At 59.3% G+C, this 20,460-nt stretch carries 1 protein-coding gene; it reads right to left on the bottom strand.

Translation table 11 applies throughout. The features are described from left to right. Window positions 1-10: 10 nt before the first annotated feature. The gene (locus DNK10_RS21870; RefSeq protein ID WP_131193007.1) at window positions 11-20,314 is read right to left on the bottom strand and encodes a non-ribosomal peptide synthase/polyketide synthase; all 20,304 of its coding nucleotides are present in this window, start codon (window positions 20,312-20,314) and stop codon (window positions 11-13) included. Between the last annotated feature and the right edge of the window lie 146 nt (window positions 20,315-20,460).

Genomic DNA, 20,460 nt, shown 5'->3' with positions numbered 1-20,460 from the left:
TCTCCTGAATTTAAAGAATTTCGTCCAGCAAACAATCCAACGCCTGCTGATCCATCTCGACCCCGACAAGATCAGACGGCGTCATCCCGCCGGTCCCGCTGTGTGTGCAATGCTCGATCACTTGTTTCAGTTCCCTGGCGTACTCATCCGCGAGCCATGCGATGGTGTCGGTCTTGAACATGTCCCGACTGAAACTCCAATCCAGGCTCAACTCACCGCCGTAGACCTGACCATTGATAGAAAGCCAGTTACCCAGAGGCGCCTGCGCGCTCTGACTGTCACCCGCGCTTTCCGAAGCGGGGGTCAGGAACGCCTGACCCGGGTGGGTTCCGGCCGGTTGAGGCTGTACGTCAAAACTGCTATCGAACTGGCCCAGATAGTTGAATGTGATGCGCGGGGTGGGAAGACCGGCCAGACACGTGCGGGCAGACTCATCGCCCAGATAACGCAAGGCACCAAAACCGATCCCTTTGTTCGGGATCGCGCGCAGTTGCTCCTTGACCCGCTTGATCGAAGCCTCAAGTGTCGATTCGGCCGTCAGCTTCACGGGGTACATGCTGGTGAACCAGCCGACCGTTCGGGTCAGATCGACAGGTTCGAAAATATCCTCACGGCCATGGCCTTCCAGTTGAACCAGAACCTCGTTGTGCCCGGTCCAGCGGGCCAGGACGCGAACCAGGGCACTGAGCAACAGGTCATTGACCTGGGTTCGATAGGCCGCAGGCGCGTCTTGCAACAACTGTCGGGTGCAGGCCTGATCCAGCCGGGTCTCTACACTTCCCACCTGGCTGGCCAGCAAGGAACCCTGGGGGTCATCGCAAGGAAGATCGGCACCTACCCCAACGCTCTGGGCGCGCCAGTAGGCCAACTCATGATGCGCAGCATCACTGCGGGCATAAACCTGCAAGTGCTCGGCCCAATCACGCGTGGAGGTGGTCTTGGCCGACAGGCTGACCTTTTGGCCGGCAGCCACTTGCTCGCAGGCGCTTTGCAGATCCTCGAGCAGAATGCGCCAGGAGACACCATCCACCGCCAAGTGATGGATCGCAATCAACAAACGCTGGCTCGCATCGGGCAGTCTGACCAGCAACGCTCGCAATAAAGGCCCGTGCTGCAAATCCAGGCTGCGTTGAGTGTCAGTACACACGCGCTCCAGCTCTGCCTGATCCTGCACATCCACCTGCCACAACAAAGCACTGGCCTTTTCGGCCTCTTTGCGTAGCGGCCGCTCGGTGTAGCGTACCTGCCACTGCCCATCGCTCGACGGTACAAAACTCAGGCGCAGGGCATCATGGTGAAGTACCAGGGCCTCAAGCGCCTGCTCCAATACCCGGGCATCGAGCAACGCGCCCGGTGTGAGGAGCAATGCCTGGTTCCAGTGGTGCGGTTCGGGAATACCCTTGTCAAAAAAGTACTGATGAATGGGCAATAGCAAGCCTTCACCAGTGAGCGGCCCCTGATCGACCGGCCTGTCGATCAGCTCGCCACGTCTGGCAACCGACGCCAGCAACGGTACCGTCTGATACTGGAAAAGCTCCTTGGGCGTGAAGTGAATACCCGCCTGGCGGCAGCGGCTGACCAACTGGATTGAAATAATCGAGTCGCCACCCAGCTCAAAGAAGCTATCCGCCATGCCGACTTGCTCGACCCCCAGTACTTCAGCCCACAGATCGGCCAGTTGCTGCTCCCACTCACTCTGAGGTGCCACATACACTTGCTGGTTGTGACTGACCTCAAGGGCAGGTAATGCCTTGCGATCAAGCTTGCCATTGGGCGTCAGCGGCAACGCCTGCAGAAATACCAGATGAGCGGGAACCATATAGTCCGGCAGGGAAGCCTTCAGGTGGTCGCGCAACGTAGTACGCAGTATCGACACATGTTCCTGCTCGACAGGCAGAGGTTCGGCGGTGACCACGTAAGCGGCCAATTGCTTGCCCGTCTGCACCTCGATATCAATCACGACGGCATCGCGAACGGCTGAATGTTTCTGCAACGTCGACTGGATTTCACCCAGTTCGATCCGCACGCCCCTGATCTTTACCTGATGGTCAATACGCCCGACATAATCGATGAGCCCTTCAGGCTGGAAGCGCGCCAGATCGCCGGTTCGATACAAACGCCCGCCACCCTCTTCGCTCTCGTCATAAGGGTCTGGAATAAACCGCTCGGCTGTCAGTGCCGGGCGACGCCAGTAGCCCTCACCCACACAGTTTCCACCGATATGAATTTCACCCTCTTGCCCGATCGGCACCGGATCTCCCCCACTGCCCAGCAGGTAGATCCGCGTACCAGGCAATGGGCGGCCGACAGGCAGTGACTCATGCGCTGAAACGTGTCTGGTCGCGTGGGCAATCACCACGTCGGTACACTCAGTGGGCCCGTAGGTGTTGTGAATCGTGACCTGCATTCCCGATACGCTCTGCATCCAGCCCGCCAGCTCGCCTGGCTGGATGGCCTCGCCACCAAGTAATACGTGCTTGAGGGATGCGAGCGCCGAACAGTCCTCTTTCAGCAGAGGATAAAACGCGCTCGGTGCGCAGTTCAGGACGGTGATGGAATGCTCCGCTATCTGTTGTCGGTACGCGTCGGGATCATAGCCAGGTGCAGCCAGGTGCAATTGCCCCCCGCCACACAAAATGCCGTAGATGTTCTTTTGCGTCAGGTCAAAGCTGTACGAGCTGACCAGCAGAAGCTTGTCGTGAACCGTGAACCGGCAGGCTTCCTTGAACCAGTGCAACAAATTGACAAAGCTTGCGCGCCTGACCGCTGCGCCTTTGGGTTGACCTGTCGACCCGGATGTATAAATCACATAGGCAAGCTGACCCGGCAGCACCTCGATACCCGGATCAGACTCACTGTAGCCTTCCAGCCATTGCGCACCGGTGTCCAGATGCAGTACCTGCACGTCAGTGGGCAAGGACACGTGTTTCGACACGTCGGCCTGGGTCAGCAGCAAACTCACGCCGCTGTCTTTGATCATGTACGTCAGACGGTCTTCAGGGTACTGCGGATCCAGAGGTACGTACGCGGCACCCGCTTTGAGGATCGCCAGCAACCCCACGACCATTTCAATGCTGCGCTCGACGGCCAGTCCCACCAGCGCATCAGGTCCGACTCCCAAATCACGCAGTTTGTGGGCCAATCGGTTCGCCTGTTTGTTCAGTTGTTGGTAGGTCATCTGGCGATGACCGCAAACAACAGCGACAGCCTCCGGGCTGCTCTTCACCTGCTGCTCGAACAACTCATGAATGCATGAACCACTTTCGCAGGAGCGTCCAGCATGGCTCCATGCCTGAAGCTGGCGTTGCTCGACCTCATCCAGCAAGGAAAATGCACCAATGGCCTGGCCAGCCATGTGGATGCAGCCGGTCAGCAGCGCGGCAAAATGGGTGGATATTTCGGCAACCTGTGAGGGGCTGAAATGCGTACGGATATAACTGTAGTGCAGCGTCAGTTCGTCCCCTAACCCCATGGCCACGGTCATCGGATAATTGGTTCGCTCGTAATGTTGCACTCCGGTGAATTGCAAATCGCGCGGAGCGCCTTGTTCCAGTGCCTCGGCAACGGGATAGTTTTCGAATACCAGCAAGGTATCGAAAAGCGCCTCGCCACTACGGCCTGCCCAGCGTTGAATTTCAAACAATGGTGTGTGCTCTTGTTCTCTGAGCAGCAGACTCTGTTTTTGTAGCGCTTGCAGCCAGTCAGAAAAAGTCTGTTCGGCGCGTGGGGTAGAGACGACCGGCAATGTATTGATGAAAAGACCGATCTGTTGCTCGACACCGCGCAGGTCAGCCGGACGCCCTGAAACCGTCGCACCGAACGTCACGGTATCCAGCCCGGTATAACGCTGCAAAAGCAGCAGCCAGGCAGCCTGAATCACGGTATTGAGCGTGACTTTCTGTTGGCGTGCGAACTCGGCAAGATGCCGCGTCTGATCACGATCCAGCACCTGATACAGGTCATCATGCCCCTCATGGCTGTTCACCTGCTGGACGTGGCCGGAGCGCGCAAGTGCCTGAGACAGACGTGTCGGCTCTTGCAGAGCCTTTAGCTGGTCGCCCCAGAACATTTCACTGGCCTGCTTGTCCTGCTGCTGCAACCAGGCAATGTAGTCTCTGTATCGTCCTGAAGCAGGGGCAACACCGTGACCGGCGTAACGCTGCAATACCTCGCCCAACAACTGCGAATTACTCCAGCCGTCCATCAGAATGTGGTGGCTGGTGTAAATCAGATGATGGGTCTGCTGCCCGGTCATGACGACATCCAGGCGCTGCAACGGAGCCTGGCTTAACACGAAGCCTTTTGTGAGCGTCTCACTGGCCAGCGTATCCAGCGCCTGCGGCTGATCGGTCGAGGCACTGAAGTCGTAAATGGTAAACGGCAGTTGTGCCTCTCTATAGACGACCTGAACCGCTTGCTCCAACCCTTGCCAAACGAAGCCTGTGCGCAGAATGTCATGAGCAGCGAGTGTTTCCAGCCATGCTTTTTTGAATCTCTCGACCTCAAGCCCGGTGACATCCATGCGCATCTGGTTGATGTATTCACCGGCCTCCTGCTCGTACAAAGAGTGGAACAGCATGCCTTGCTGCATGGGCGAAAGAGGATAAATATCCTCGATCAACGCTGCTGGAATGGGCAGTTCATCCAGCTCAGCCTGGGTCATGCGCACGAGGGGGAAGTCAGAAGGTGTCACACCCGCCGTGCGTTCATCGGTGCAATGCTCGATCAACGTCATCAGTTCCTGAGCGTACGCATCCGCCAGCGCCTGAATGGTGTCGATGTCGAACATTTCGCGACTGAACGTCCAGCCCAGGTTCAACGTCCCGGCATAAATCTCGCCATTGATCGAGAGCCAGTTGTCCAGCGGTGCCTGGGGGCTGAGTGCATCCCCGGGGTGTTCACTGGCTGGCCTCAGGAACTCGACGACGTCACCTTCAGAGGATCGATCCGACGTCACATCGCCAAACTGGCCAAGGTAGTTGAACGTTATCTTCGGCTCAGGAAGCGCCGCCAGGTGTTCACGCATGTGCGCATCGCCCAGGTAACGCAGGATGCCGAATCCAAGCCCCTTGTCAGGCACCGACCTGAGCTGCTCCTTGATTTGCTTGATCGAATCGGCCCATGCCTGGGCAGGTGTCAGCTTGACCGGGAACAGACTCGTGAACCAGCCTACCGTACGGGTCAGGTCGACATCACTGAACAAATCCTCGCGCCCGTGCCCTTCCAGCTGGATGAGCACTGACTCGGTCTTTGTCCAGTGCACGACGACACGTGCCAATGCCGTCAGCAGCAAGTCGTTGATCTGGGTACGGTAGGCCGCCGGAGCGTGATGCAACAGTTTGTGTGTATACGCCGGGCTCAACTGCGTATTGATATTGAAGGCGTCGGCCCCGCACGGAGGGCTCGATAAAGGCCGCCCCGGCAAGTCGACACTCACATCGCCCAGCACGCTCTTCCAGTATTCGAATTCAAGCTGCAAGGCCGCTTGAGAGGCCAGGTGTTGCAGGCGCTCTACCCAGATGTTCAAGCCACTGGTTTTGGCCGGCAGCCTGACACGCTGATTGTCCTGAAGCTGGGTATAAGCGGTTTGCAGATCTTCAAACAGGATCCGCCATGACACGCCATCGACAACCAGATGGTGAATGGCCAACAGCAGCCGCTGGCTGCCATCAGGCAACGTCGCCAACACGGCGCGCATCAACGAGCCATCCTGCAGCTTGAGGCTGCGCTGGGCCTCGTTGCACAAGGCCTGCAGCTCATCGTGGGTATCGAGCGTGGCCTGCCATAACAGCGGCTCGCGCTGCCAGACGCCTTGCAGTTCATCGACCGATCCGTAGCAGGCCTTCCACTCGCCATTGCGTTGCTGCACAAAGCTCAGGCGCAGTGCATCGTGATGCACTACCAGAGACTGGAGAGCCTGTTCAAGCAGGCCACCCTCAAAATGATGTCCGGGTATGAGAAGGAAAGACTGGTTCCAGTGATGGCGCTCGGTCATTTCCAGTTCAAAAAAGCTCTGCTGGACAGGCATAAGCGCAAGCTCGCCCACCGCAGCTCCTTGCTCGATTTGCAGCCCCCCGTCCTCGCCCTCGGAACTTGCCAATGCCAGTGCCTGCACGGTCTGGTGCTGAAAAAGATCCTTGGGTGTGAAACGAATCCCGGCCTGGCGTGCCCGGCTGACCAACTGGATAGAGATGATCGAGTCACCGCCCAGCTCAAAGAAGTTATCGGTCACGCCCACGCTGTCCAGCTTGAGTACATCAGCCCATATAGCCGCAATACGCTGTTCCAGCTGACTGTGTGGCGCGACATACGCCTGCCGGACCTCACGGTAATCGGCCTGTGGCAAAGCCTGGCGATCCAGTTTCCCGTTCGGGGTCAACGGCAACGCATCGAGCAAGACCCAATGCGCCGGAACCATATACTCCGGTAGGCGTTGCAGCAGTGCCTTCCTGATCTGCTCACGGTGACGGGCCCAGTCACTGGCTTCAACCGTATCGTGCAGAACGACATAGCCCACCAACTGCTGTCCTGTCAGCCCTGGCTGGGCAACGGCAACCGCCTCGCGAACCTGATCCAGCGCCATCAACTGCGCTTCGATTTCACCCAGCTCGATGCGCAGGCCACGGATTTTGACCTGATGGTCAGTGCGCCCCAGGTATTCGATCACGCCATCGCTGCGATGCCTTGCCAGGTCGCCAGTACGGTAAAGACGTCCACCGCCCGGCTCACTTTCATCGAAAGGGTCGGGAATGAATCTTTCCGCTGTCATCGCAGGGCGCCGGTGATAACCCTGCGCAAGTCCCTGCCCGCCCAGGTACAACTCCGCCGCCCGGCCAGGCTGTATAAGCTGCAACGCATCATCGAGGATATAACTGCGACGCTGCCCCACACACGTCCCTATCGGGGCATATCCCTCGAAGGGCTCCGTCAGGTCGACGGACCATACCAGCGGGGTGGCAACCGCTTCAGTAGGGCCATAAGCATTGAACACCTGCTCAGCGTCAATAACATCGCCGAGCATATTCAATGTCCAGCCTTCACCCCCCAGGATGCACACGCGCGTACGTAGCCGGGCATGCCCGATATCCTGCACGATCGTTGCTATATAGGCCGGTGGCAGATCGACCACCGTGACACCGTTCTGCTCGATGACATCGATGAGTTCATGGCCCGACAGGTGCTTGATGTCCTCCAGCAACAGGCTGGCGCCAAACACCAGTGGCATGAATAACTGTTCGGCGGCGGCATCAAAGTTCAGAGAGGCCGATTGCAATACCCGATCCCCACGGTCAATGCCATAACGTAGCCCTACGGCATGGCAATGCATGGCAAACGTACCCTGCGCCACCCTCACGCCTTTGGGCTTGCCGGTGGAGCCTGACGTATAAATCACATAGGCAAGGCTGTCAGGCCGGCCTTCGATCCGCTGATCGGTTTCCTCCTCGGCAGTGACTGCCCAATCGTCCAGCAACAACGTATCGAGTGATGCCGGCGCACACAGCTGATCGCGCCACCGGGTATGAGTCAGCAGCAGGTCGATACCACTGTCCTCGATCATGTAGGCCAGGCGATCACCTGGATAATCCGGATCCAAGGGCACATACGCTGCGCCTGCCTTCAGGATCGCGAGGATCCCGACCACCATGTCGACACTTCGCTCCAGCGCAATACCGACCAGCGCGCCAGGACGCAGACGTCTTTTAATCAATTCATCAGCGAGGTCATTGGCCCGGCGATCAAGCTGCCTGTATGTCAGTTGCTGGCCCTGACAGACGATGGCCACGGCGTCAGGTGCCTGTGCAACCTGTTCCTCGATCAAATGGTGAATGCAGCGCGGCGCAGGAGGCGCCACCGCCGCACGATTCCATTCATGCAGCAGCAGGTTTTGCTCGGTGCTGTCCAAGACCGGCAACTCACCCAGCCGGGCGTCCGGTTGCGCAACGATATCGCGCAGTATCTGCACCCAGCGCTGGCTCATGCGCCGGATCGTCTGTTCCTTGAATAGCGCTGTCACATAGCTCAGAGAGGCATGGATGTCGTCAGCGTGTTCGTAGGTATCCAGCGTCAGATCGAATTGAGCCGTCGGGTTATTCCACGGCAGGGTTTCGATACTGATGCCGGCGACCGCCTTGAGGGGGGCACGCAAGGCGCTCTGATGGTTATACATGACCTGAAACAGCGGGCTGTGGCTCAGGCTGCGCTGCGGCTGCAACACTTCTACCAGTTGCTCGAAAGGCAGATCCTGATGAGCCTGAGCGCCAAGGGCTCGCCGCTTTACCTGCTGCAGCAGCGTACCGAACGTCGTCTCCAGATCGAATTCGGCCTTGAGTACCTGAGTGTTGACAAAAAAACCGATGAGCTTTTCCGTCTCGCCCCGTGTGCGGTTAGCGATCGGCACACCGACACGGATGTCGGGCTGCCCTGTATAGCGATGCAACAACGTCTGGAAGCTGGCCAACAGGGTCATGAACAACGTAACGCCCTGCCGTTGCGCCAATGCCCTCAATTGCCCGGCCAGCTCGCGTGGCAAAACAATGTCCAGCCGCGCACCGGCATGGCTTTGCATGAGCGGGCGCGGATAGTCGGTGGCTAACGCCAGGATCGGCTGCTCCCCTCCCAACTGCGCCTGCCAGTACGCCAGTTGCCTGTCCCGCTCTCCAGCATCCATCCAGCCACGTTGCCACGCGGCATAGTCGACATACTGGACAGGCAACGGCGCAGGCTCGACCGGCACGTTCTGGCGATAACCTTCATACAGCGCGACCAGCTCATCAATCATGATTGCGATCGACCAACCGTCCGTGACGATGTGATGCAGGGTGACAATCAGTACATGGTCTTGCTCATCCAGCTGAAGCAACCTTGCCCGCAGCAGAGATCCCTTTTCCAGATCGAACGGCCGGTTGACCTCAGTCTCGACATAGGCCTGGATGTCGGCGCTACGCCCCGTGCCCGAGGCTCGCCATGTGTCTCGTTCAAGGGTGAAAGCATACGCTGGCAAAATGTGCTGAACAGCCTGGTTGTCATCCTGAGAAAAAATCGTGCGCAGCGTTTCATGCCGATTGATCAACCGCTGAAAACTGTGGGTCAACGCAGCGACATCGAGCGCACCCCTGAAACGCAGCGCAGCAGGAATGTGATAAGCGCAACTGCCGGGCTCCAGCTTCCAGAGGAACCACTGGCGCTGCTGTGCATAAGACAATGCCAGAGGCTGGTTGCGATCGATGCGTGTAATGCCCGCAGCGTTGGGGTGGGACTCTTCGATCAATTGCCCAGCGAAGCCTGCCAGTTCCGGTTCTTCGAAGAGAAGACGCAACGGCAGTTCGAGATGAAGCGCCTGGCGCACCCGTGAAACAACCTGGGTGGCCAGCAACGAATGACCTCCGATGTCAAAGAAGTTGTCATGCCGACCGACACGTTCGAGCTTCAGGACATCCGCCCAGATATCGGCGATTTTTTCCTCAAGGTCGCCCTTAGGTGCAACAAAGTCTTGCTGTACAAGACTGGCATCCGGTCTGGGCAGCGCCTTGCGGTTCAGCTTGCCATTGGACGTCAATGGCAACGCCTCAAGAAACAGCCAGTGAGCAGGCACCATGTATTCAGGCAGGGTGGCATTGAGATGCTCCTTGAGAACACGACGCCATTGATGTTGTGCGTCACGGTTCTCCTGCACGCTCGCTTCACGCGGTACGACATAGGCAACGAGCTGTTTTCCCGCCTCTGCGTCAATATCGATCACCGCCGCCTCACTGACCCACTCGTGAGCCAGCAGGCGCGCTTCGATCTCCCCAAGCTCGATCCGGTAACCCCGAATCTTGACCTGATGATCGATACGCCCGATGTAATCGATCACTCCGTCTGCACGGTGCCGGCAAAGATCACTTGTCCGATAGAGACGATTGCCTCCCGTCTCGTCAAAGGGATCGGGAATGAAGCGCTCAGCCGTAAGCGCCGGACGATTGAAATAGCCACGTGCCAATACGTTCGCGCCGATATACAACTCACCGGCCATACCCTGCGGGACGGTTCGCCCCTGAGTATCGAGGATGTACAGGTGTGCATTGGACGCCGGACTGCCAATGGGGGGTAATTGCGACGCGTACAAATCACTCACGAGAAAATCACTGACCACATGCGACTCGGTAGGGCCGTACTGGTTGATCAGCGAACATTGCGATTCCGCCTCCAGCCAGGTGGTCAATGTCGAGGTCAGTTTCAGCTGCTCACCTGCGGTGATGATTTGTTTCAGGTCTGGCAATTTCCTGCCTGAAGAGAGTGCCGCCTCGGCAAACAGTTGAAGCACGGCAAATGGCAGGTAGATTCGCTCGATGCAGGACGTGCTGATCACGTCTAGCAGCAGTGAAAAATCGCGGCGCTGGTTGTCATCGGTTTGCACCAGGGTACCGCCCGTACACAAGCCACTGGTGACTTCCTGGAAGGCGACATCGAAACAAGGTGAAGCAAACAACAAGGTGCGCAAGGCACCCGGCAAACGTTCGTGCTGCCAAGCATTGAGTTGCGAAATGACTCGATGAGGCATCGCAATGCCCTTCGGCCGCCCGGTAGAACCGGAGGTATAGAGCATGTACGCAAGGTTATCCGGAGACGTCCGGTTGACCGGATTGCTCTCGGGGTAGGTCGCCAGTTGCTGCTGCACTTCAACTTGGTCGAGGCATAGCACGAGCGCTTCGTTATCGAAGGGCAACGTATCGCGCAAACGTGCCTGCGTCAGTAACAGCGCGACCTTGCTGTCGTTGACCATATAGGCAAGTCGCTCCTGCGGATACTCAGGATCAAAGGGCACATACGCCCCCCCTGCCTTCAAGATGGCCAGCAGCCCCACCACCATCTCCTGGCCTCGGTCGACCATGAGACCGACCAGGGTATCGGGCCCGACACCGCGCTCGATCAGTGCATGTGCCAACTGGTTGGCCCGATGGTTGAGCTGTTCATAAGTCAATTGCTGATCGGCAAAAACCAGAGCGACGCCGTGCGGGCTTTTTTCTACCTGGGCCTCCACCCGTTGATGCACACACTGATCGCCTGCATACACCGAGGCGCCGCGACGCCAGGCATCCGATTGCAGTGGATGCCAATCGGACAACAACGTGCCGAGGGCGGTATGTCGATGCTTGACCAAGCGCAGCAACACGTCCTTGAGATGATGCGCTATACGCTCTATGGCCTGTTGATCGAACGCCTCATTGGCATAAAGGAAATGAAGGATTAACCGCTCCTCCATAGCGACCAGCAATGTCAGTGGGTAGTTGGTCTGTTGATGATTTCGTACCTCACCAAATTTCAGACCTTGCGGTGCGCCTTTTTCCAGCGCTTGCGAAACAGGGTAGTTCTCGAACACCAGCAGCGTGTCGAACAGCGCCTCTGCGGATGACTGCGCCCAGCGCTGGATATCAAATAACGGGGTGTGCCCGTACTCCCTCATCATGAGATTCTGGTGTTGCAATCGCGGCAGCCAGTCGACCAGGTTGTCTTGCGATCCAGATCCACCCATCATCGGCAAGGTGTTGATGAACAGCCCCACCTGCTGCTCGATCCCCCGCAGCTCTGTCGGGCGGCCTGCGACCGTGACCCCGAAGGTCACGCTATCCTGGCCGGTGTAACGCTGCAGCAACAGCATCCATGCGGCCTGCACCAGCGTATTCACCGTTACCTTCAACTCACGCGCCAGGTCACTCAGCGCCCGGGTCTCAAGCGTGTCCATTGCCAACAGCAACTCACCATGGCTGGCAAGGGACTCTGATGGCTGGCGCTCAATGGCGTTGGCGGCCTGTGCCAGATAGGTAGGAGACTCAAAGGCCTTGAGCTGCTGTTTCCAGAATAACTGACTCTCCTGGTCATCCTGCTGCCCCAGCCAGGCGATGTAATCGCGATAGCGTCCGGGGGCCTTTTCAGGGCATTCGCCCGCATAGTGCTGCAGTACTTCACCCAGTAACTGCGAATTGCTCCAGCCATCCATCAGGATATGGTGATGGGTATAAATCAGGTGGCAGGTGCTATCACCTGTCCTGACTACAGCCAGTTTCAGCAGGGGTGCTTCACTGAGCACATGACCGTCCTTCAACTCTCCTTCGGCCAGACTGTCCAGCGCCGCCTGAAGCTCGACCTGGCCACGCCAGTCGCACACCTTGAATGGCAGGCTTACAGTCTTGCGAACCACCTGAAGGGGTACGTCCAGGTTCTTGAAGACAAACGCGCTGCGCAGGATGTCATGCTGCTGCAATGCCGATTGCCAGGCACTTTTGAATCGTGCGATATCCAGCCTCTGAATATCGACACGCATCTGATTGATGTAGTCGCCCGCTTCCTGCTGATAGAGGGTGTGGAACAACATCCCCTGCTGCATCGGCGACAGCGGGTAGATGTCCTCGATTTCCAGGGCCGGGACTGGCAATGCGTCCAGCTGCGCCTGGGTCAGTTGCACCAGCGGGAAATCCGAAGGTGTAACCCCGGCCGTCTCCTCGGCGCTGCAATGTTCGATCAGATGCTTGAGTTCCTGGGCGTACTCGTCCGCCAGGCGCTGGATCGTCGCCTCGTCGAACATCTCGCGGCTGAAGGTCCAGCCCAGGCTCAACTCACCGCCATACACCTGACCGTTGATCGACAGCCAGTTGTCCAGAGGCGCTTCGATGGCACGCTCAAGACCGGCAGATTCCGGAGCAGGTGTAAAAAATGCGCCATCGGCCTGCTCACCCTTTCGAGCGTCGACAAAACTGCCATCGAACTGCCCCAGGTAATTGAAGGTAATCCGCGGCTGTGGCAACTGCGCCAATACCTGCCGTGCCTGCTCGTCACCCAGATAACGCAGTGCACCAAAGCCGATGCCCTTGTTCGGTACCGCGCGCAGTTGCTCCTTGATCTGCTTGATCGAGCCGGCAAGGTGAGCCTGCGGTGTCAGCTTTACCGGGAACATACTGGTGAACCAGCCTACGGTGCGGGTCAGGTCGATGCTGTCGAACAGATCCTCGCGACCATGGCCTTCCAGTTGCACCAGAACATCCGGCTGTTCGATCCACCGTGCGATGACTCGCGCCAGAGCCGTCAACAACAAGTCGTTGATCTGGGTACGGTAGGCCGCTGGCGCCGCTTGCAGCAGTTTATGGGTCCAGTCCTGATCCAGACGGGTAGTGGCATTGGCAGCGGACTTCCCGTGCAGACTGCCGGCCGGGTTGTCACGGGGCAGCTCTGACGAGCCCCCCTGCAATCGGGTTGTCCAGTAGCCCAGCTCCTGTTGCAAGGCATCGCTCGCCGCGTAAGCCTGCAACTGCCCGGCCCAGGCCTGGGTCGAGCTGGTCTTGGCCGCAAGCCTGACCGGCAGGCCATTCTTTAGTTGGCAATAAGCCGCTTGCAGGTCTTCCAGCAGAATCCGCCACGATACCCCGTCCACCACCAGATGATGGATCACCAGCAGCAAGCGCTGGCTACCATCCGCCAGGCTGACCAGCACCGCACGCAGCAACGGCCCGTCCTGCAGGCTCAAGCTGCGCTGCGCTTCGTTACACAGCGGCTCAAGTTCTTCACTGCCTTGCACGGTGGCCTGCCACAGCAGTGTCCGGGTCTCACCGATCGAACGGTACTGCGCGCTCCACTGCCCGTCAGCCTGCTCGGCAAAGCCCAGGCGCAGCGCATCGTGGTGCTGAACCAGCGCCTGCAAAGCCTGTTCGAGCCACTTGCCGTTCAAGGGCTGGCCCGGCTTGAGCAGCAGCGACTGGTTCCAGTGGTGACGATCAGGAATCGCCGCGTCGAAGAAAGACTGGTGGATCGGCAGCAACAGCGACCGGCCCACGGCAGGCCCCTGGCAGATCGCTACCGCGCCGTCCTCCCCCTCACGGGCTACCGAGGCCAGGCCCTGCACAGTCTGGTGCTGGAACAGCTCCTTGGGCGTAAAACGAATCCCGGCCTGTCGCGCACGGCTGACCACCTGAATCGAAATGATCGAGTCGCCGCCCAGCTCGAAAAAGTTGTCGGTCAGGCCGACCTGCTCCAGTTTCAGCACATCGGCCCAGATCGCAGCAATGCGTTGTTGCAGTTCGCTTTGTGGCGCCACGTAGCCCTGTTGCAACAGGCTGGCATCCGGTTTCGGCAGCGCCTTGCGATCCAGCTTGCCGTTGGCCGTCAGCGGCAGTTGATCGAGGAACAGCCAATGCGCCGGCACCATGTAGTCCGGCAGGTGCTCCTTGAGCGCGGCCTTTAGCACATCGCGCTGGCCGGCCTGGTCTTGGGCATCTATCGCCTCATGCAGCACCACATAACCCACCAGTTGCGGCCCGCTGACGCCTTCCTGAGCCAGCACCACCGCTTCGCGCACTGCCGCTTGCTCGTTCAGCCGCGCTTCGATCTCGCCCAGTTCGATGCGGAAGCCGCGGATCTTCACCTGATGGTCGATACGGCCCACGTATTCGATCACACCGTCGGCGCGGTATTGCACCAGGTCGCCGGTGCGATACAACCGACCACCTCCCTGCTCGCTGCGGTCGAACGGATCGGGCACGAAACGCTCGGCCGTCAGCCCCGGACGGTTCAGGTAACCCCGGCACAGGCCCGCACGACCGACATGCAGTTCCCCGGTAGTGCCCGGCAGCACCGGCGTCAACTGCGCGTTCAGCACGTACCAGGACAGATCCGGGATGGCTTCGCCAATCGGGCTGCCCACGTCGCTGCTCAGGTCGTTCAGGCTCAGCGGACGGTACGTCACATGCACCGTGGTTTCGGTGATGCCGTACATGTTCACCAGTTGTGGAGCTTGATCGCCGAAACGATCGAACCAGGGTCTCAGGCTCTGCACCTCCAGTGCCTCACCGCCAAAAATCACCGTGCGCAGCGATAGCGAGGCATCCGACTCACACGCCACGCGCATCAGTTGCCTGAACGCCGACGGCGTCTGATTCAGCACCGTGACCCGCTCACGTTGCAGCAGGGTATGGAAGTCTTCCGGCGAGCGGCTGACATCGCGTGGCACCACCACCAGGCGCGCGCCATGCAGCAAGGCCCCGAACAGCTCCCACACCGAGAAGTCGAATGCATAGGAGTGGAACAGCGTCCAGACGTCCGAGCCATCGAAGTGGAACCAGTCCTGTGTGGCCTTGAACAGGCGCAGCACGTTGCGGTGCGGCAACAGCGTGCCCTTGGGCTTGCCGGTAGAGCCGGAGGTGTAGATCACATAGGCCAGGTTGTCGGGCTGCACCGCGACATGCGGAGCCGTTTCGGCGTAGCCGGTCAGCACGTGATCCAGCGACTCCAGGAACAGTACCTGCACCCCGTCCGGCACCGGTAAATACTCCAGCAGGTGCGCCTGGGTCAACAGCAGGCTGATTGCGCTGTCCTCAATCATGTAGGCTAGGCGATCTGCGGGGTACTCAGGATCCAGCGGCACATAGGCACCACCAGCCTTGAGGATCGCCAGCAGGCCCACCACCATTTCCAGGCTGCGTTCCACCGCAAGCCCCACCAGCACATCCGGCCCGACACCCAGCTCGACCAGCTTGTGCGCCAGACGATTGGCCTGGCCGTCCAGCTCGCAGTAGGTCAGTTGCTGATCGGTCAGGGTCACGGCAATCGCGTCCGGCGACTGCAATGCCTGCTCGGCGATCAGATGGTGCAGGCATTGCTCACTGGGGTAGCTGGCTTCAGCCGGGTTCCAGTCTTGAAGCACCGCCAGTTGCTGTACTTCGCTCGCCACCGGCAATTCGCCCAGACGGCGCTGCGGCTGATCGAGCATCGCCTCCAGCATGTTCATCCAATGCCCGAGCAGACGCTCTACCGTGCTCTTTTCGAACAGGTCGGTCATGTAGGTCAAGGCGGCCTTGAGCCCTTTCTCGGTCTCATATGTATCCAGGGTCAGATCGAACTGGGTGGTTTTCACCTCCCAATCCAGGCGTTCGATACCCAGGCTGTCGAACTGACGGGCAATCGCTCCGGTTTCGCTCCTGTGGTTGTACATGACCTGAAACAGCGGGCTGTGGCTCAGATTGCGCTCTGGCTGCAACGCTTCGACCAACTGTTCGAACGGCAAGTCCTGATGCATCTGCGCACCCATTACCCGCTGTCTGACTTGCTGCAGCAATGCCTCAAAGTTGGTGTCCGGATCGAGGTCGGCCCGCAGCACCTGGGTGTTGACGAAGAAGCCGATCAGTCCCTCGGTTTCAGCCCGGGTGCGGTTGGCAACCGGTACACCCACACGGATATCACTCTGCCCGCTGTAGCGATGCAGCAAGGCCTGGAAGCTTGCCAGCAGGGCCGTGAACAAGGTTGCTCCCTGCGCCTGCGCCATACCTTTGAGACGCACCATCAGCTCTGGGGCAAGATCGACCGTGACCTGTGAACCTGCATAGGTCCTGATCAGCGGTCGTGGATGATCGAAAGGCAACTCCAGTACGGGCTGCTCGCCACTCAACTCTGCCTGCCAATATTGCAATTGCCGATCCTGCTCGCCCGCTTTCAGCCAGGCCCGTTGCCAGGCAGCGTAATCAGCGTACTGAACCGCCAGGATCGGGAGGTCGGCCGGCAAGCCTTGCCGATAGGCGTCATAAAGCCGGATCAGTTCATCAACAATGATGGTGCTGGACCAGCCATCGGTGACGATATGGTGCAAGGTCAGGATCAGCACGTGATCCTGCTCAGTCACTTTGAGTAACCGGGCACGCAGCAGCGGGCCCTGCTCCAGGTCGAAAGGCGTGCGCACTTCGGCTTCGATGAATGCCTGAATCCTTGCATCGCTCTCTTGTTCGGCATCCACCCACTCATCCAGCATCAGCGCGAAGCGACTGTCGGGCTGAATGATCTGCACAGGCTGCCCGGCGTCTTGCAGAAAGACCGTACGCAGCGTTTCATGACGCTGTATCAGGGTGTCGAAAGCATGCCCAAGTGCCACGATATCCATCCCACCGCGCAAGCGCAGCGCTGCCGGAACGTGGTAAGCAGCACTCTCGGGTTCCAGCTTCCAGATGAACCATTGACGTTGCTGTGCGTAAGACAAGACCAGGGGCTGGTCACGACCGATACGGCTGAGCGGCAGAGCATCGGCAGATTCGCTTTTGGCGATCTGCAAGCAGAACCCCGTCAGGTCCTGCGACTCGAACAGAGCGCGCAAGGGCAGCTCGATTCCGCACTGCTGACGTATCCGCGATACGACCTGAGTGGCCAGCAACGAGTGCCCGCCCAACTCGAAGAAGTTGTCGTTACGGCCGACCACTTCGATGCCCAGCACGCCCGCCCAGATAGCCGCAACCTGCTCTTCCAGCCCTCCTTGCGGGGCGATATGGACGTGCGACTGCAACTGCGCATCGGGCTTGGGCAGGGCTTTGCGATCCAGCTTGCCACTGGCAGTCAATGGCAAACGTTCCAGATGCACGAAGTGCGCCGGAACCATGTAGTCCGGCAGTTGGGACTTGAGGTGTGACTTCAGCTTGAAATAAAGTGCCGGCAACGGCTCGTCCACGCCTGAATCGAGGGTGAAATAAGCCACCAGTTGCTTGCTGCCGCCCGGCTCTTCGATATCAATGACCACTGCTTCACGGATGAAACCATGGGCCTGCAACCGGGTCTCGATCTCACCCAGTTCGATCCGGAAACCACGCACTTTGACCTGATGATCGATACGCCCGATGTATTCGATTTCGCCCGTCTGGCGATAACGTGCCAGATCTCCCGTTCGGTAAAGTCGCCCGCCGCTGGCTGCATTGTCATCGAAAGGATTGGGCAGGAATTTTTCGGCGGTCAGTGCCGGTCGCCCCAAATACCCCCGGGATATACCCGCGCCTGCCAGATACAGCTCACCCAGCAGGCCCGTCGGCACAGGTTGGCCTGAACCATCGAGCAGGTAAGCCGCACTATTGGAAAGTGGACGACCAATGTTGGCCTGCCCGTTTGGTTCGCGGCGTGTAAATGTCGAGTAAGTGGTGTCCTCAGAAGGCCCGTACAGGTCATACACGCGTTCGACAGCACCCGACGCATAGAGCTGGTTCACCAGGGGCTGCTTGAGTGCTTCGCCGGCCAGGTTGATGGTGCGAACCGATGCCGGCAACTGACCAGCGTCGTACAAGGCCTTGATGGCCGACGGTACGGTGTTGACCAGCCGCACACGCTCCCTGGACTTCAGATACGGCAGCTCCAGAGCATTTTGGGCCAGTACGACATAGCCACCCGACGACAAAGTGACAAAGAACTCCCACACTGACAGGTCGAAGCAGATCGACGTCGATGCCAATACCCCTTGCAGGTCATCCTGGCTATAGATCGTCCTGGCCCATCCGATCAAGGCCGTCGCATTGCGATGTTCGATCAATACACCCTTGGGTTTGCCCGTGGAACCGGAGGTATAAATGCTGTACGCGAGATTGGCCGGGGTGACCGTGCTGACCGGGTTTTCACTGGAAAAAGATGCCAGCTCCAGTTGCTCAAGCAGCAGGGCATTCTCGTGCCACTGCGCAGGCAAACGCTCCAGCAGGCATGCCTGGGTCAGCAACACCTGCGCCCGGCTATCTTCCAGCATGTAGGCCAGGCGCTCTTGAGGGTACTCAGGATCCAGTGGTACATATGCACCACCGGCCTTGAGGATCGCCAGTAACCCGACTGGCAGTTCAATCGAGCGATCGACTGCGATACCGACCATGACATCCGGCCCGACGCCGAGGGCCTTAAGCTTCCAGGCCAATTGGTTGGAACGCCGATTGAGTTCTCGATAGGTCAGCTCCTGTTCGCCCGAAACGACAGCCAGCGCGTCGGGTGTTTTCTCGACCTGGGCCTCGAACAACTGGTGAATGCAGCTGTGACGAGGGAAGTCCTGCTCTGTGCGGTTCCAGTCATGAACCAGCTGATGGAATTCGGACGCGGCCAACAGTTGTAGATCGGCGATACGCTGACCGGGCCTGGCGAGCAGAGCCTCCAGCACGTTGCACCAGTGCCCGGCCAGCCGCTCGATAGTGGATGGCTCGAACACGTCCACGGCATACCCAAATGCCGCAAACAGACGGCCGCCCTTCTCATACGTGTCCAGCGACAGGTCAAACTGGGCAATACGGGTTTCGCGCTCCAGCGCCGCCAGGCTCAAGCCGGATTGGCCTTTGATCGCACCGGCATCGGCCACTTGCGACTGGTGGTTGAACATCACTTGGAACAGCGGGTTGACGCTCAGGCTACGATCCAGCCCCAACGCCTCGACCAAGCGCTCGAACGGCAACTCCTGATGCCCCTGCGCGCCCAGCGCTGTCTCCTTGACCCGTTGCAGCAACTCGCGCACATCGATCAGCGGATCGATATCGGTATGCAGCACCTGGGTGTTGATGAAGCAGCCGATCAGCCCTTCGACTTCCGTGCGGCTGCGGTTGGCCACCGGCACGCCGACGCGGATCGCCTGCTGGCCGCTGTAGCGGTGCAGCAGCACCTTGAAGGCGGCCAGCAGCACCATGAACAGGGTTACACCCTGCTCGCGGGCCAGGCCGCGCAGGCGCTCGGCCTGGGCCGGGTCGACCTGGAACTGGTGGCGGGCGCCGCGATAGCTGGGGGACAGCGGCCGTGGATGGTCGGTGGGCAGCTCCAGCGGCGCATGATCCTCGCCGAGCTTGCCGCGCCAGTAGTCCAGCTGGCGCTCCTGCTCGCCTGCCTCCAGCCAGCTGCGTTGCCACAGGGCGTAGTCGCGGTACTGGATCGGCAGCGCTTGCAGGTCGGCCTCGGTGCCACTGCAGGCGGCATCGTAGAGGCGGATGAATTCATCGATCAGGACGTTGTAGGACCAGCCATCGGCAACGATATGGTGCAAGGTCAGCAGCAGCACATGCTCCTGCTCGGCCAGTTTCAGCAACTGCACGCGAAGCAGCGGCCCTTGGGCCAGATCGAAGGGTGCCAGGGCTTCGGCGTCGGCCAATATGCGAACCTGTTCTTCGCGCTTATCGGTATTCAGCCCTGTCAGATCATGGCTGACGATGGCTACCGCAAAGGGCTCGACAATCCGCTGGCTGACCTGGCCATCCTGTTCGCTGAACACGCTGCGTAAGGTCTCGTGACGCGCGACCAGTCCATCGAAAGCGCTTTGCAAAGCCGAAGAGTCCAACTCGCCATTCAGGCGCACCGCCATGGGCAGATTGTAGGCCGCGCCTTGCGGATCAAGCTGCCAGAGAAACCACATCCGCTGCTGCGCATAGGACAGCCCATCGCGCTCGTCGCTGGCCACGTCGGCGGGGATCGGGAACAGGGAAAAATCCACACCCTCCTGCTGCAAGCCAACGAGGAACAGGTGGCGTTTTTCCAGGGGCAGCTCAATAAAGCGACGGGCGAGTTTCAGAGCGTCTTGGGCATTCATGCAATGCGTCCTTGTCGAATAGGAAGCGGGGCCAGATGGCCCGGTCGATTCCACTAGAACGAAATAGCAAAAGGTTGATTTAGCCCGTGTTCGCAAATGCAAACCGACCCATCAAGGGTCGGTCGGGAAGGTTTTGCCAAGCGTAT

This window comes from Phytopseudomonas daroniae, assembly GCF_004327275.1.
Classification (GTDB): domain Bacteria; phylum Pseudomonadota; class Gammaproteobacteria; order Pseudomonadales; family Pseudomonadaceae; genus Aquipseudomonas; species Aquipseudomonas daroniae.
This window is presented reverse-complemented; position numbering and strand designations above follow the sequence as displayed.

What these genes read in the sequence shown, in the direction of transcription:
- DNK10_RS21870 (WP_131193007.1), bottom strand. Translation starts at nt 20,314, where the DNA reads ATGAATGCCCAAGACGCTCTGAAACTCGCCCGTCGCTTTATTGAGCTG.